This window comes from Citrobacter sp. Cpo221 (assembly GCF_030332345.1).
Taxonomy (GTDB): domain Bacteria; phylum Pseudomonadota; class Gammaproteobacteria; order Enterobacterales; family Enterobacteriaceae; genus Citrobacter; species Citrobacter portucalensis.
Genome location: NZ_JAOWIA010000056.1, coordinates 177389 through 191395 on the forward strand (window position 1 = coordinate 177389; position 14007 = coordinate 191395).

Consider the following 14007-nt stretch of genomic DNA (forward strand, 5'->3'; position numbering starts at 1 on the left):
AAAAAAATATCACTGGATACAGTATGGTACCCTCAACATTTTCTCGTTTGAAAGCCGCACGCGCGCTACCAGTCATTCTGGCAGCACTGATTTTCGCAGGCTGTGGCACCCAGGCGCCAGACCAGAGTGCAGCCCATATGCAGGGCACTGCGCAGGCTGATTCCGGCTTTTATCTGCAACAAATGCAGCAAAGCTCAGATGATAGCAAGACCAACTGGCAATTACTCGCCATTCGTGCACTGCTGAAAGAAGGCAAGAGCCAGCAGGCAATCGAACTGTTTAACCAGCTACCGCAGAAGCTAAGCGATACCCAGCAGCGTGAGCAGTCACTGCTGGCCGTCGAGATTAAGCTCGCGCAGAAAGATGTCGCTGGCGCACAGGCCCTGCTGGATAAGTTAACTCCCGCCGATTTCGATCAAAACCAACAGGCACGCTACTGGCAGGCGCAAATCGACGTCAACCAGGGTCGCCCATCTCTGACGCTGCTGCGCGCCCTGATCGCCCAGGAACCGCTGCTGGCCGCGAATGCTAAGCAGAAAAATATGGACGCCACCTGGCAGGCGCTGTCGTCCATGACCCAGGAGCAAGCGCAGGCGCTGGTCATCAATGCTGATGAAAATGTGCTGCAAGGCTGGTTGGATCTTCAACGCGTCTGGTTCGATAACCGTAACGATCCGGACATGATGAAAGCCGGTATTGCGGACTGGCAGAAACGTTATCCGCAAAACCCAGGGGCAAAACTGTTACCAACACAGTTGGTTAACGTGCAGAGCTTTAAGCCCGCCTCCACCAGCAAAATCGCCCTGCTGTTACCACTGAACGGTCAGGCCGCTGTATTTGGCCGGACTATTCAGCAAGGCTTTGAAGCTGCGAAAAATTTGGGCACGCAACCCGTAGCAGACCCTGTTGCTGTCGCTCCTGCCGCAGTTCCAGCTGCCGCGACAACCACGGAACAGCCGCAAACAACTGACGGCGTTGCCAGCCCTTCTCAGGCGTCAGTAAGCGATCTGACCAACGAGACGCCGGCCCAGCCAGAAACCCCTGCTGTGCAGCCCGCAGCACCAGCTCAGCCAACAACCACCAGCGCACCGGCGAATCCATCCGCTGAGCTGAAAATCTACGACACTTCATCACAGCCGCTGAACCAGATCCTGACTCAGGTACAGCAGGATGGCGCCAGCATCGTGGTTGGCCCGCTGTTGAAGAACAATGTTGAAGAGCTGATGAAAAGCAACACGCCATTGAACGTCCTGGCGCTTAACCAGCCGGAGTCGGTGAAAAATCTGCCGAACGTCTGCTACTTCGCCCTGTCGCCAGAAGATGAAGCGCGCGACGCCGCACGCCACATCCGCGATCAGGGAAAACAGACGCCGCTGTTGTTGATTCCACGGAGTTCATTAGGCGATCGCGTTGCCAACGCCTTTGCACAGGAATGGCAAAAACTGGGTGGCGGCGTGGTATTGCAGCAGAAGTTCGGCTCCACCGCTGAACTTAAAATGGGCGTCAACGGCGGCTCGGGGATTTCCCTGACAGGCAGCCCGGTGGCCTCCTCTGTGCCAGCCCAACCCGGCGTGACGATTGGCGGTCTGACCATCCCGGCAGCACCTACCGATGCGCAAATCACCGGCGGCAGCGGTCGTGTTGATGCCGTGTATATTCTGGCGACGCCGGAAGAAATTGCATTTATTAAGCCGATGATCGCCATGCGCAACGGCAGCCAGAGCGGAGCAACACTGTACGCCAGCTCTCGTAGTGCGCAGGGCACTGCCGGCCCGGATTTCCGTCTGGAGATGGAAGGCTTGCAGTACAGCGAAATTCCGATGCTGGCAGGCGCTAACGCGCCTCTCATGCAGCAGGCGCTTGGCGCGGTTCGTAACGACTACTCGCTGGCGCGTATGTATGCCATGGGTGTCGATGCCTGGTCGCTTGCCAACCACTTCTCGCAAATGCGTCAGGTGCAGGGTTTCGAAATTAACGGCAATACCGGGGCCTTAACCGCAACGCAGGATTGTGTGATTAACAGGAAGTTATCATGGCTCAAATACCAGCAAGGACAAGTCGTCCCCGCCAGTTAACGAGTAAACAGACCGGTGACGCGTGGGAATCCACCGCGCGTGACTGGCTGCTGAGCAAGGGACTGCATTTTATCGCCGCCAACGTGCGTGAACGTGGCGGCGAAATCGACTTGATAATGCGTGAAGGCAACACCACCGTATTTGTTGAGGTTCGCTACCGACGCTCAGCACAGTTCGGCAGTGCGGCGGCGAGTGTGACCCGGAGCAAACAACACAAATTATTACAGACCGCCCGCTTGTGGCTTGCGCGCCACAATGGGAGTTTTGATACTGTGGATTGCCGGTTCGATGTGTTAGCCTTCACCGGAAATGATGTTGAGTGGTTTAAGGACGCGTTCAACGACCGCTCATAGTTGAAGATTCAGAGCCTGGTTCTTAAGGATTAGCGTGTTAGATAGAATTAAAGTCTGCTTTACAGAAAGCATTCAAACTCAGATAGCTGCGGCTGAAGCACTTCCGGATGCAATCTCCCGTGCCGCCATGACGCTGGTTCAGTCCCTGCTCAATGGCAACAAAATTCTCTGTTGTGGTAATGGGACGTCCGCTGCCAACGCACAGCATTTTGCTGCCAGCATGATCAATCGTTTTGAAACAGAACGCCCAAGTTTACCTGCGATTGCACTAAATACTGATAATGTGGTCTTAACTGCGATTGCCAACGATCGCCTGCACGACGAAGTTTATGCAAAACAAGTCCGTGCGCTGGGACATGCAGGTGATGTTCTGCTGGCAATCTCTACGCGTGGTAATAGCCGCGATATCGTAAAAGCCGTTGAAGCCGCCGTGACACGCGACATGACAATCGTCGCGCTGACCGGGTATGACGGAGGGGAACTGGCCGGATTACTGGGGCCACAGGATGTTGAAATCCGTATTCCCTCACACCACAGCGCCCGCGTTCAGGAAATGCACATGCTGACGGTCAACTGCCTTTGCGATCTTATCGATAACACGCTTTTCCCTCACCAGGATGATTAAGGAGTACACATGAAGGCATTTTCGCCGCTTGCTGTGATTATCGCTGCACTGCTGCTGCAAGGCTGTGTCGCTGCCGCCGTTGTTGGAACTGCAGCTGTCGGGACTAAAGCCGCGACGGATCCTCGCAGCGTCGGCACCCAGGTAGATGACGGAACCCTGGAATTACGCGTCAATACGGCGTTGTCGAAAGATGCCCAAATCAAGAAAGAAGCGCGAATCAACGTGAGCGCTTATCAGGGTAAAGTGCTGCTGGTAGGTCAGTCGCCAAATAGCGAACTGTCTGCGCGGGCAAAACAGATTGCGATGGGTGTAGAAGGAACGACTGAGGTCTTTAATGAGATCCGTCAGGGCCAGCCAATTGGTCTGGGCGATGCGTCCAACGATACCTGGATAACCACCAAAGTACGTTCCCAGTTACTGACCAGCGATCAGGTGAAATCCTCTAACGTGAAAGTAACGACTGAGAACGGGGAAGTGTTCCTGTTAGGTCTGGTGACCGAGCGTGAAGCGAAGGCGGCGGCGGATATCGCCAGCCGGGTAAGCGGCGTGAAACGCGTCACGACAGCCTTTACGTTTATTAAGTAACACGCCTGTAAATGGCATCTTATCCGGCCTATAGAACGTAATCGTTTGTAGGCCGGATAAGCGTCAGCGCCATCCGGCATTTTTTTATTTAGCCCTTTCGCGTAGCTCAGAAGAGGTCAGGATCGAAACCCCTTCATGCCCAGGCGCCAGCGCTTCTGCCAGCATTGCCCGAGCAACATCGCGCGCTTCAATCGACTTCCAGTTACCCGGCAGCAGCCTGAACAACGGCGCTAAAAACATCTCATTCGTCCGCTGCTTGTCCCTATCACCCAGGAGCATTGAAGGCCGGACAATCGTCAGCCGTGGCCAATTCTGCGCGATCAGCGCCTGCTCCATTTCACCTTTCACCCGATTATAAAAAAACGGTGAATTCGCATTGGCACCCATCGAACTCACTACCAGCATATGCTGGGCGCCTAACCTACGTCCCGTCAGGGCCGTATCTACCACCAGCGTATAGTCAGCATGGATAAACGCCTCTTTGCTGCCCGCTTCACGCCGGGTAGTCCCCAAACAACAAAAGACAATATCGACCGGATCGGTGACCTGCGCCAGAGCATCGGTTAGCTGCGGATCATGGGGGTTATAGATACCAACCGTATCAGCCAGCGGTCGACGCGTTGGTGCCGTGATGGCATTGACCCGGGGTTCATTGAGCAGCATACGCAGCAAATGTCCGCCCACCAGCCCCGTGGCACCTGTTATTAACACCTGACTCATCGCTTATCTTCCCCAGGGTCTTCAATCACTCTTCTAACTATAGATCACGCAGCCAGTGCATCTTTTTACCGAAGCCCAGCGTGTTGTCCGTAAATTTGACTTCATCCAGTCGAATCTCCCATACGGGCGCTGGCAGCATTCTGGCAACGGGGAAACGGCGGTTGTAGGCTTTACGCGCGTCTTCGCTCTCCTGCCCCTCAAGACGCCGGATTTCCCCTTTAAACTGTACGCCACGAATCAGAGCGACGGTTTTAGGCTGACCGTTTACTGTACCGGCAATCGGCGCGCGGGGTCCGGACATCTGCGCATGACGCGTTTTCTCTTCAGTCAGCACATAGAACACCATCTTCTGCGCATCAAACAGGTAAAACGCATTGGCGCACCACAATTCACCTTCATGGTGTACGCACCAGGTCACGACGTGCTGTTTTGCCAGCCAGCGAGACACCGCAGTCAGTGTTTCCATTTCTGTTCTCTTTTATACTGTAGGCCTGAAAATTATCACGTCGATGGTGACAATGACACCCTGGTATCTGTACCTGATCCGTACCGCAGACAACGCCTTATACACCGGAATAACCACCGATGTGCAGCGCCGCTATAAGCAGCATCAAAGTGGGAAAGGCGCGAAGGCGCTACGCGGAAAGGGGGAACTCACGTTGGCATTTGCGGCGCAGGTTGGCGACCGTTCACTGGCCCTGCGCATAGAGTATCGCGTCAAACAGCTCACCAAGCGGCAGAAAGAGCGCCTTGTCGAAGGCGAAGGGCTTGAGGCGCTACTGAGCAGCCTGCAAACCCCGGAGCTTAAAAACGATTGAAGTGGTCGTGGTATTCCACAAGGCCCGTCACGCCTTCCAGCGCATCGTCCGCCAGGCGATGAACCTGGAACGCGCTTTCGGTGCCCGGCCAGCGGCAACGCAGATCATGATGGGCCGCCAGCTCAAAGCCAAAGCGGCTGTACAGGGCCGGATCCCCCAGCGTAACCACAGCTGCGTAGCCAAACTCGTTCAGTGAATCGAGTCCTTCATAGACCAGCTGACGCGCCAGGCCCTGCCCCCGGTAGTTTTCATCCACCGCGAGCGGCGCCATGCCGACCCATTGCAGATCTTCACCCTGAACATCGACTGGGCTGAACGCGACGTAACCCACTACCTGACCTTCGTCATCGGTAGCAACCAGACCCAGCGTTAAGAAACCATCTTCACGCAGGTCGTGCACTAATTTCGCTTCCGCATCACTCTCAAATGAACGGCGCAGCAGCGCATCAATACCAGGGGCATCAATGGGAATTTCAACTCGAATCAGCATGGCTCACCTACCGAGGTCTGTTTGGTTTCTGGCGACGTTTTCATCCCCGCCTCAACAAAATCTGCCAACTGCATCAGCATGACGCGCAACGCTTTAGGCATCTGCTCCAGTTCGATGGCATCCATCAGATTTTTTACGTATAGCCCTAATTCTGTATCACCTTCAATCACCAGACGACGCTGGAAGAAAAGCGTATCCGGATCCTGCTTGCGGGCCACGATCATCAGCAGATCGCTGGCATCGGCGCTAAAACTCACATCCGCATCTGCATTCTGGCTGACGATAAGTTTATCGTTCTCAACAGAGGTATACCATTTGAGGTCAATGTCACGCACATGAATGCTCAGCCAGCGACCTTCGAGAAACTCCAGCTCCCCATCGGCCAGCGCCTGACTAAACTGCCAGCTCAGGACCTGCTCCAGAACCTGGCGCTTCAGCGCAAAGGGCGTCAGTTTAACTGGTACACTCATCAGAGAAGGACCAAATTGTACTAAGCGTGAACGCAGTTTATCCAACACGAGCTTTACTCCCTGTTTCAATAGTCCTGCTATTTTGCCATATCAAATAAACGACATAGCGGCATAAATCAACAATTCGATGCGAAATTGTTACCTCTTTATTGGTGTCACCAATACGACTTTAACTGCCTCAAATCAAAAATTGTCTCAGCAAGGTTAACTAAAATCCCCATTCGTTAACATTTCTGCGCCCATCACGGCGCAACGTTCAGGATAAATTATGGAGCTGCTCTGCCCTGCCGGAAACCTACCGGCGCTTAAGGCGGCCATCGAGAACGGCGCTGATGCTGTCTACATCGGGCTGAAAGATGATACCAACGCCCGTCATTTCGCCGGCCTTAATTTTACCGAGAAAAAATTGCAGGAAGCGGTGAGTTTTGTCCATCAGCACCGCCGTAAGCTGCACATTGCGATTAACACCTTTGCGCACCCGGATGGTTACGCGCGCTGGCAACGTGCCGTGGATATGGCAGCACAACTCGGTGCAGATGCGCTGATCCTTGCCGACCTCGCCATGCTTGAGTATGCCGCAGAGCGCTACCCGCATATTGAGCGCCATGTCTCTGTTCAGGCATCTGCAACCAATGAAGAGGCAATTAATTTCTATCATCGCAACTTTGACGTCGCCCGCGTGGTGCTGCCGCGCGTGCTGTCTATTCATCAGGTGAAGCAGCTCGCTCGCGTCACGCCAGTTCCCCTGGAAGTGTTCGCCTTCGGTAGCCTGTGCATTATGGCGGAAGGCCGGTGTTATCTTTCATCCTACCTGACGGGTGAATCGCCTAACACGGTTGGCGCCTGCTCTCCCGCGCGTTTTGTTCGCTGGCAGCAGACCCAACAAGGGCTGGAATCCCGTCTGAATGAAGTGCTGATCGACCGCTATCAGGACGGGGAAAACGCCGGTTATCCGACGCTATGCAAAGGCCGCTATCTGGTTGACGGCGAGCGTTACCATGCGCTGGAAGAACCCACCAGCCTGAACACGCTGGAGCTGCTGCCGGAACTACTGGCAGCCAATATTGCCTCGGTGAAAATCGAAGGACGTCAGCGCAGCCCGGCCTATGTCAGTCAGGTGGCGAAAGTGTGGCGTCAGGCGATCGACCGCTGTATGGCCGACCCGCAAAACTACGTCCCGCAGGCCGCGTGGATGGAAACGCTCGGTTCAATGTCCGAAGGCACACAGACCACGCTTGGCGCGTATCACCGTAAATGGCAGTGAGAGAAGCAATGAAATATTCCTTAGGGCCGGTGCTGTGGTACTGGCCGAAAGAAACGCTGGAAGATTTTTATCAGCAGGCTGCCGTAAGCCAGGCCGACGTTATCTATCTTGGTGAAGCGGTATGCAGTAAACGCCGCGCCACCAAAGTGGGCGACTGGCTCGATATGGCGAAATCGCTCGCTGGCAGCGGTAAACAAGTTGTGCTGTCAACACTGGCGCTGGTGCAGGCCTCTTCTGAACTGGGAGAGCTGAAGCGCTATGTCGAAAACGGTGACTTCCTGCTGGAAGCCAGCGATCTCGGGGTGGTAAACATGTGCGCCGAGCGTAAGCTGCCGTTTGTCGCCGGGCATGCGCTCAACTGCTACAACGCAGTTACCCTGCGTATGCTGCTCAAACAAGGCATGGTGCGCTGGTGTATGCCGGTAGAGCTTTCCCGCGACTGGCTGGCAAACCTGCTCAACCAGTGTGATGAGCTGGGTATTCGCAATCAGTTTGAAGTTGAGGTGCTGAGCTACGGGCATCTGCCGCTGGCGTACTCTGCCCGCTGCTTTACCGCACGCTCTGAAGACCGTCCAAAAGACGAGTGTGAAACCTGCTGCATAAAATATCCGAACGGGCGCAATGTGCTGTCGCAGGAGAATCAGCAGGTCTTTGTCCTCAACGGGATCCAGACCATGAGCGGCTATGTTTACAACCTCGGCAACGAACTGACATCGATGCAGGGGCTGGTTGATATTGTGCGTCTGTCCCCTTCAGGCACTGAAACATTCGCCATGCTCGACGCCTTCCGCGCCAATGAAAATGGCAGTGCCCCATTACCGCTTGCTGCCCACAGTGACTGTAACGGCTACTGGAAGCGACTGGCTGGACTGGAGCTGCAGGACTAGCCGGATACGGCATAAATGCCTTATCGGGCCTACAAATAGCGATCCCGTAGGTCCGATAAGCGCAGCGCCATCGGGCATGTTATATTCGGTACCCGCCGTATAAAGCTCACTTTGTTAACAACATTCGCTAATCTTTAATGCAGTATTAAAAGATTAACCGGTAACAAAGTGAGCCGTTATGACTGACAAAACTATTCCGTTCTCGGTGCTGGATCTGGCGCCGATCCCTGAAGGATCCTCGGCAAAAGAGGCCTTCACACACTCGCTTGATCTCGCTCAACTGGCCGAAAAACGCGGTTACCACCGCTATTGGCTGGCGGAACATCACAACATGACCGGCATCGCCAGCGCCGCTACCTCAGTGCTGATTGGTTATCTGGCTGCTAATACCACCACGCTGCATCTCGGGTCTGGCGGCGTGATGCTGCCTAACCATTCGCCGCTGGTGATCGCCGAGCAGTTCGGTACCCTGAATACGCTGTATCCGGGACGAATCGATCTCGGGCTTGGTCGCGCACCGGGCAGCGATCAGCCAACCATGCGCGCACTGCGCCGCCATATGAGCGGTGATATCGATAACTTCCCACGCGACGTCGCTGAACTGGTGGACTGGTTCGACGCCCGCGATCCTAACCCCCATGTACGTCCGGTTCCCGGCTACGGCGAGCAGATCCCCGTCTGGTTATTAGGCTCCAGCCTGTACAGCGCACAACTGGCGGCCCAGCTTGGTCTGCCGTTTGCCTTCGCCTCGCACTTTGCTCCGGATATGCTGCACCAGGCACTGCATCTGTATCGCAGCCAATTCAAGCCCTCAGCGCGTCTGGCAAAACCGTATGCGATGGTGTGCATCAACATTATTGCCGCCGACAGCAATCGCGATGCCGAATTTCTTTTCACCTCGATGCAGCAGGCATTTATGAAGCTGCGTCGTGGCGAAACCGGCCAGCTACCGCCGCCGGTAGAGAATATGCATCAGCTGTGGTCCGCTTCTGAGCAGTACGGCGTACAACAGGCGCTGAGCATGTCGCTGGTCGGTGATAAGGTAAAAGTGCGACATGGTCTCGACGCCATTTTGCGTGAAACCCAGGCCGATGAGATTATGGTTAACGGCCAGATTTTTGATCATCAGGCACGTCTACATTCGTTTGATTTGGCGATGGATGTGAAGCAGGAATTGTTGGGATAGTACTATTTGTGCCGGATGGCGGCTACGCCTTATCCGGCCTACACGGTGATGTAGGCCCGGTAAGCGTAGCGCCACCGGGCAACGGTTTTACTGATAAACCGGTAACAAATTAACGCTCGAGAGAATATGGATAACCGCGTTGCCGATACCGAATACCAGGATCAGCGCAATCATCGGCTTACCGCCCCAGACACGGAATTTCGGGCTACCGAAACGCTCGCGAGATTTACGGGCCAGCAGCGCCGGAACAATGGCGGCCCAGATGGTTGCCGCGAGTCCTGCATAGCCAATGGCGTACAGGAAACCGTTCGGCCATAGCAAGCCACCGATAATTGGCGGGACAAACGTCAGCAATGCCGTTTTGAAACGTCCCATTGCCGAGTCATCAAAGCCAAACAGATCCGCCAGATAGTCAAACAGACCGAGCGTAACACCGAGGAATGAACTCGCCACCGCAAAGTTGGAGAACACCACCAGCAGCAGATCCAGACTGCGGCTATTTAACACACCGCTCAGCGCCTGTACCAGCACATCAATGTTACCGCCTTGCTGTGCAATACCAATAAATTCCGGACGCGGGATATTACCCATCGTCCCCAGTAACCACACGGTATACAGCACCAGCGCCAGCAGCGTGCCGTAAACCAGACACTTAACGATGGTCTTCGGATCTTTGCCGTAGTACTTCATCAGGCTCGGGACATTGCCGTGATAGCCGAATGAGGCCAGACAGAACGGCAGCGTCATCAGCAGGTACGGCGTATACGAAGCGTTGCTTTCCGCCACGTTAAACAACGTTGTGGGCTGAACGTGCCCTAATAAACTGCCGAAAGTCAGGAAAAAGGTAATTACCTTCGCACCCAGCACAATCGCCGTCATGCGGCTCACCGCTTTGGTGCTTAACCACACCACAAACGCCACCAGCAGCGCAAAACCAAGACCTGCCGCACGTGCAGGAACGTTCAACGACATCTCCGAGAAGGTGTGGTGCAGGATTGATCCGCTCGCCGAGATATACGCGTAGGTCAGAATATAGAGAACGAAAGCAATCGAGATGCCGTTCACCACGTTCCAGCCTTTGCCCAGCAGATCTTTCGTGATGGTGTCAAAACTGGAGCCAATGCGGTAATTGAGGTTAGCTTCAAGGATCATCAGCCCGGAGTGCAGCATGCAGAACCAGGTAAAGATCAGCGCCGCCATTGACCAGAAGAACCACGCCCCGGACATGACCACTGGCAGAGAAAACATCCCCGCGCCAATAATGGTGCCGCCGATGATCACCACGCCGCCGAGCAGCGAAGGTGACGTTTGGGTGGTGGTTAGTGTTGCCATTTAGCCATCTCTCCAGTCATTTATCTTGTGACTACATCTCAATGTGCTGCACTGTACCAGTACACGAGTACAATTGAAATAAAAAAAGCCCCGATTGTTGAGATCGGGGCCGTATATTTTACTTTACAGCTATAAAGCTAAAAGGCTTATGCATCACCGCCGAAACGACGACGACCAGCAGAGTCATCACGGCGCGGAGCAGAAGAATCGTCACGACGCGGACCACGGTTGCCTTCACGACGTTCGCCGCTGAAACGACGACCATCGCCACGACCGCCTTCACGACGTTCACCGCTAAAGTTACGACCTTCACCGCGACCGCCTTCACGACGCTCACCGCTGAAACGACCACCGCCACGACGCTCACCACCGGTGTGCGGAACTGCATCGCCAACCAGCTGCATGTTCATCGGCTTGTTCAGGATGCGAGTACGGGTAAAGTGCTGCAGCACGTCGCCCGGCATACCTTTCGGCAGTTCGATGGTGGAGTGGGAAGCAAACAGCTTGATGTTACCGATGTAACGGCTGCTGATATCACCTTCGTTAGCAATCGCACCAACGATATGACGAACTTCAACACCGTCATCACGGCCCACTTCAATGCGGTACAGCTGCATGTCACCAACGTCACGACGTTCACGACGCGGACGGTCTTCACCACCACGGTCATTACGGTCACGAGGGCCACGATCGTTGCGGTCACGCGGACCACGGTCATCACGGTCGCGGAATTCGCGTTTCGGACGCATCGGCGCATCTGGCGGCAGGATCAGAGGACGTTCGCCCTGAGCCATTTTCAGCAGTGCAGCTGCCAGCGTTTCGATATCCAGCTCTTCTTCCGGCTGCATTTTCGCCAGCAGAGCACGGTACTGATCCAGATCGCTACTTTCCAGCTGCTGCTGTACTTTAGCGGCGAATTTTTCCAGACGGCGTTTGCCCAGCAGATCTGCGTTCGGCAGTTCTACTTCCGGAATAGTCAGCTTCATGGTGCGTTCGATGTTACGCAGCAGACGACGCTCGCGGTTCTCAACGAACAGCAGCGCACGACCCGCACGACCCGCACGACCGGTACGGCCGATACGGTGAACGTAAGACTCGGAATCCATCGGGATGTCGTAGTTGACAACCAGGCTGATACGCTCAACGTCCAGGCCACGGGCCGCAACGTCGGTGGCAATCAGAATATCCAGACGACCATCTTTCAGACGCTCCAGAGTCTGCTCACGCAGGGACTGGTTCATGTCGCCGTTCAGTGCAGCGCTGCTATAACCGCTACGCTCCAGCGCTTCTGCTACTTCCAGGGTCGCATTTTTGGTGCGAACGAAGATAATCGCCGCATCAAAGTCTTCTGCTTCCAGGAAACGCACCAGCGCTTCATTTTTACGCATGCCCCACACAGTCCAGTAGCTCTGGCTGATGTCAGGACGGGTAGTAACACTGGACTGAATACGTACTTCCTGCGGCTCTTTCATAAAGCGGCGGGTAATACGACGAATCGCTTCCGGCATGGTTGCAGAGAACAGAGCGGTCTGATGACCTTCCGGGATCTGCGCCATGATGGTTTCAACGTCTTCGATGAAGCCCATACGCAGCATTTCGTCAGCTTCGTCCAGTACCAGACCGCTCAGTTTGGAGAGGTCCAGAGTACCGCGCTTCAGGTGATCCAGCAGACGGCCCGGCGTACCGACGACGATCTGTGGCCCCTGACGCAGGGCACGTAATTGCACGTCATAACGCTGGCCGCCGTACAGGGCAACCACGTTCACGCCGCGCATGTGTTTAGAGAAATCCGTCATGGCTTCTGCTACCTGAACCGCCAGTTCGCGGGTCGGTGCCAGCACCAGAATCTGAGGTGCCTTCAGCTCAGGATCAAGATTGTTGAGCAGCGGTAAAGAGAACGCTGCAGTTTTGCCGCTACCTGTCTGGGCCATACCCAGAACATCGCGGCCGCCCAGCAGATGCGGAATGCACTCTGCCTGGATTGGAGATGGTTTTTCGTAACCCAGATCGTTAAGGGCTTCAAGGATAGGAGCCTTCAGGCCCAGATCTGCAAAAGTGGTTTCGAATTCAGCCATGTAGTACGTGTGCCTCAAAATTAATGGCGGCCAGTCTACATAACTCATCATGAAATTGATCTGCAATTTTCATTGAAAAGTGTGAACCGGCTCAAAGTAGGTGTATTAACGAACAACAACGCCCTCACCCGTGAAGGTGATGGCAATCAAAAAAGATTACGGGCTGATGTGTACGTCAGCTATTGCTGGTCCGATTCTGCCAGGTCATCTTGGTCCTGGCCCAGGAGCGATAATTCCAACAATGCGTATCGGTGCTCAACAAAGTTATGAACGTTGTTAGCCACCGCCAGTTTGAACAATGCCGTAGCGTTGTCCAAATCCCCCAGACTTAGGTAGTACTTACCTAAATAGAAGTTGGTTTCACTGAGATGCTCAGCGAGCGAGGTGTTATCCGTTGCGTCCGCCTTCAGGCGTTCCATCAGCGTTGCTTCGCTAATGTTGCCCAGGTAGAACTCGACAATGTTCCATCCCCATTGCTCTTTATCCGATTTCTCAAAGCGTTGTTTCAACGCTTCTTTAGCCTGCTTCTCATCGAGCTTCTGCTCGGCAAGATAAAGCCACAGACTACGGAAAGGATCATTGGGATCGTCTTGATAAAACGCTAGCAGATCATCTTGCGCTAACTTGTCGCGACCGCCGTAATACAATGCGATACCGCGATTTAAGTGCGCGTAGTTGTAAGTTGGATCAAGCTCAAGTACAGAATCAAACGCTTCATAGGCAGCATCAAAATTGCCTGCCTGCGTTAAATATATACCTAAGTAATTGAATACTTCAGGCATATCTGGTCGGATTGCCAGCGCTTGTGAAAAATCATTTCGCGCCAGTGCCCTCAGACCGAGACTATCATACAACACTCCGCGCTCATATAAAAGCTGTGCGCGTTCGTCATCGGTTAAAGCCCGACTGGCAAGAATTTGTTCCATACGTGCCAGAATCACTTCCTGCTGCAAAGTCGGTTGCAATGGTACTGCGAGGACTTCACTCTTTCGCCAGGCGGAATTACTGCATCCAGCCAGCGTGAGTGCTGTCGCAACGAAACACCAGCGCAAAAAAGGCTTCATTTCCCACTCCCGAAGACAACGATTGAATGAACGTCCAGGTTCCCCGGTTGCTAACAAGGCATC

16 protein-coding genes are annotated in these 14007 nt (G+C 54.4%); 8 read left to right on the forward strand and 8 right to left on the reverse strand.

Annotation, left to right across the window (positions count from 1 at the left end):
* The first annotated feature begins 23 nt into the window (after nt 1–23).
* The 4 genes from OGY72_RS15040 to dolP are packed head-to-tail and all read left to right on the forward strand — an operon-like array spanning nt 24 to nt 3638.
* Nucleotides 24–2075, forward strand: a complete 2052-nt coding sequence (locus OGY72_RS15040) for a penicillin-binding protein activator (RefSeq protein ID WP_286548158.1) — start codon at nt 24–26, stop codon at nt 2073–2075.
* Nucleotides 2033–2428, forward strand: coding sequence for a YraN family protein (locus tag OGY72_RS15045; RefSeq protein WP_063941604.1), 396 nt, complete (start codon nt 2033–2035; stop codon nt 2426–2428). Before OGY72_RS15040 ends, OGY72_RS15045 begins: the two co-directional genes overlap by 43 nt.
* A 34-nt stretch (nt 2429–2462) precedes the next feature.
* A complete protein-coding gene (diaA, locus tag OGY72_RS15050) occupies nt 2463–3053 on the forward strand; it encodes a DnaA initiator-associating protein DiaA (protein WP_003024948.1) in 591 nt (196 codons plus the stop codon).
* Nucleotides 3054–3062: 9 nt separating this feature from the next.
* Nucleotides 3063–3638 (forward strand): division/outer membrane stress-associated lipid-binding lipoprotein, encoded by a 576-nt coding sequence (gene dolP, locus OGY72_RS15055; protein ID WP_003024954.1) that lies wholly within the window; start codon nt 3063–3065, stop codon nt 3636–3638.
* Between the two features lie 84 nt (nt 3639–3722).
* On the opposite strand, the gene OGY72_RS15060 is transcribed toward dolP, so the two are convergent.
* Both OGY72_RS15060 and OGY72_RS15065 read right to left on the reverse strand, forming a co-directional pair.
* Nucleotides 3723–4358, reverse strand: a complete 636-nt coding sequence (locus tag OGY72_RS15060; RefSeq protein ID WP_003828632.1) for an NAD(P)H-binding protein — start codon at nt 4356–4358, stop codon at nt 3723–3725.
* Nucleotides 4359–4395: 37 nt separating this feature from the next.
* On the reverse strand, nt 4396–4824 hold the full coding sequence (locus tag OGY72_RS15065) for a YhbP family protein (protein WP_003828634.1): 429 nt from the start codon (nt 4822–4824) through the stop codon (nt 4396–4398).
* A 52-nt stretch (nt 4825–4876) separates the two neighbouring features.
* Here OGY72_RS15065 and OGY72_RS15070 point away from each other — a divergent pair, with 52 nt between their 5' ends.
* Complete coding sequence (locus OGY72_RS15070) at nt 4877–5176, forward strand: GIY-YIG nuclease family protein (protein WP_003828636.1); 300 nt, start codon at nt 4877–4879, stop codon at nt 5174–5176.
* Here the strand turns inward: OGY72_RS15070 and OGY72_RS15075 are convergent.
* A complete protein-coding gene (locus tag OGY72_RS15075) occupies nt 5163–5666 on the reverse strand; it encodes a GNAT family N-acetyltransferase (protein WP_003024966.1) in 504 nt (167 codons plus the stop codon). The two genes, OGY72_RS15070 and OGY72_RS15075, sit on opposite strands and share 14 nt — an antisense overlap.
* Entirely contained in the window at nt 5660–6184 is a 525-nt protein-coding gene (gene ubiT, locus OGY72_RS15080; RefSeq protein ID WP_003828637.1) for a ubiquinone anaerobic biosynthesis accessory factor UbiT, read from the reverse strand. The genes OGY72_RS15075 and ubiT overlap by 7 nt, the downstream gene beginning before the upstream one ends.
* Before the next feature lie 220 nt (nt 6185–6404).
* Here ubiT and ubiU point away from each other — a divergent pair, with 220 nt between their 5' ends.
* The 3 genes from ubiU to OGY72_RS15095 all read left to right on the forward strand — a co-directional run bounded on the left by ubiU (nt 6405) and on the right by OGY72_RS15095 (nt 9473).
* Entirely contained in the window at nt 6405–7400 is a 996-nt protein-coding gene (ubiU, locus tag OGY72_RS15085; protein ID WP_003024971.1) for a ubiquinone anaerobic biosynthesis protein UbiU, read from the forward strand.
* A gap of 8 nt (nt 7401–7408) precedes the next feature.
* Nucleotides 7409–8287: a U32 family peptidase gene (locus OGY72_RS15090; protein WP_412098584.1), complete on the forward strand. Its 879-nt coding sequence runs from the start codon at nt 7409–7411 to the stop codon at nt 8285–8287.
* A gap of 178 nt (nt 8288–8465) precedes the next feature.
* Nucleotides 8466–9473, forward strand: a complete 1008-nt coding sequence (locus OGY72_RS15095; protein ID WP_286548164.1) for a luciferase-like monooxygenase — start codon at nt 8466–8468, stop codon at nt 9471–9473.
* Nucleotides 9474–9560: 87 nt separating this feature from the next.
* On the opposite strand, the gene mtr is transcribed toward OGY72_RS15095, so the two are convergent.
* From mtr to nlpI, 4 genes are all read right to left on the reverse strand, one after another.
* Entirely contained in the window at nt 9561–10805 is a 1245-nt protein-coding gene (mtr, locus tag OGY72_RS15100; protein WP_003828642.1) for a tryptophan permease, read from the reverse strand.
* Nucleotides 10806–10951: 146 nt separating this feature from the next.
* A complete protein-coding gene (locus tag OGY72_RS15105; protein ID WP_003828643.1) occupies nt 10952–12880 on the reverse strand; it encodes a DEAD/DEAH family ATP-dependent RNA helicase in 1929 nt (642 codons plus the stop codon).
* On the reverse strand, nt 12873–12953 hold the full coding sequence (yrbN, locus tag OGY72_RS15110; protein WP_010723222.1) for a protein YrbN: 81 nt from the start codon (nt 12951–12953) through the stop codon (nt 12873–12875). Before yrbN ends, OGY72_RS15105 begins: the two co-directional genes overlap by 8 nt.
* Before the next feature lie 106 nt (nt 12954–13059).
* Entirely contained in the window at nt 13060–13944 is an 885-nt protein-coding gene (gene nlpI / locus OGY72_RS15115; RefSeq protein WP_003024982.1) for a lipoprotein NlpI, read from the reverse strand.
* Nucleotides 13945–14007: the final 63 nt, after the last annotated feature.

What these genes read in the sequence shown, in the direction of transcription:
- OGY72_RS15040 (WP_286548158.1), top strand. Translation starts at nt 24, where the DNA reads ATGGTACCCTCAACATTTTCTCGTTTGAAAGCCGCACGCGCGCTACCA.
- OGY72_RS15045 (WP_063941604.1), top strand. Translation starts at nt 2,033, where the DNA reads ATGGCTCAAATACCAGCAAGGACAAGTCGTCCCCGCCAGTTAACGAGT.
- dolP (WP_003024954.1), top strand. Translation starts at nt 3,063, where the DNA reads ATGAAGGCATTTTCGCCGCTTGCTGTGATTATCGCTGCACTGCTGCTG.
- OGY72_RS15060 (WP_003828632.1), bottom strand. Translation starts at nt 4,358, where the DNA reads ATGAGTCAGGTGTTAATAACAGGTGCCACGGGGCTGGTGGGCGGACAT.
- OGY72_RS15065 (WP_003828634.1), bottom strand. Translation starts at nt 4,824, where the DNA reads ATGGAAACACTGACTGCGGTGTCTCGCTGGCTGGCAAAACAGCACGTC.
- OGY72_RS15070 (WP_003828636.1), top strand. Translation starts at nt 4,877, where the DNA reads ATGACACCCTGGTATCTGTACCTGATCCGTACCGCAGACAACGCCTTA.
- OGY72_RS15075 (WP_003024966.1), bottom strand. Translation starts at nt 5,666, where the DNA reads ATGCTGATTCGAGTTGAAATTCCCATTGATGCCCCTGGTATTGATGCG.
- ubiU (WP_003024971.1), top strand. Translation starts at nt 6,405, where the DNA reads ATGGAGCTGCTCTGCCCTGCCGGAAACCTACCGGCGCTTAAGGCGGCC.
- OGY72_RS15090 (WP_412098584.1), top strand. Translation starts at nt 7,409, where the DNA reads ATGAAATATTCCTTAGGGCCGGTGCTGTGGTACTGGCCGAAAGAAACG.
- OGY72_RS15095 (WP_286548164.1), top strand. Translation starts at nt 8,466, where the DNA reads ATGACTGACAAAACTATTCCGTTCTCGGTGCTGGATCTGGCGCCGATC.
- mtr (WP_003828642.1), bottom strand. Translation starts at nt 10,805, where the DNA reads ATGGCAACACTAACCACCACCCAAACGTCACCTTCGCTGCTCGGCGGC.
- OGY72_RS15105 (WP_003828643.1), bottom strand. Translation starts at nt 12,880, where the DNA reads ATGGCTGAATTCGAAACCACTTTTGCAGATCTGGGCCTGAAGGCTCCT.
- yrbN (WP_010723222.1), bottom strand. Translation starts at nt 12,953, where the DNA reads ATGAAAATTGCAGATCAATTTCATGATGAGTTATGTAGACTGGCCGCC.
- nlpI (WP_003024982.1), bottom strand. Translation starts at nt 13,944, where the DNA reads ATGAAGCCTTTTTTGCGCTGGTGTTTCGTTGCGACAGCACTCACGCTG.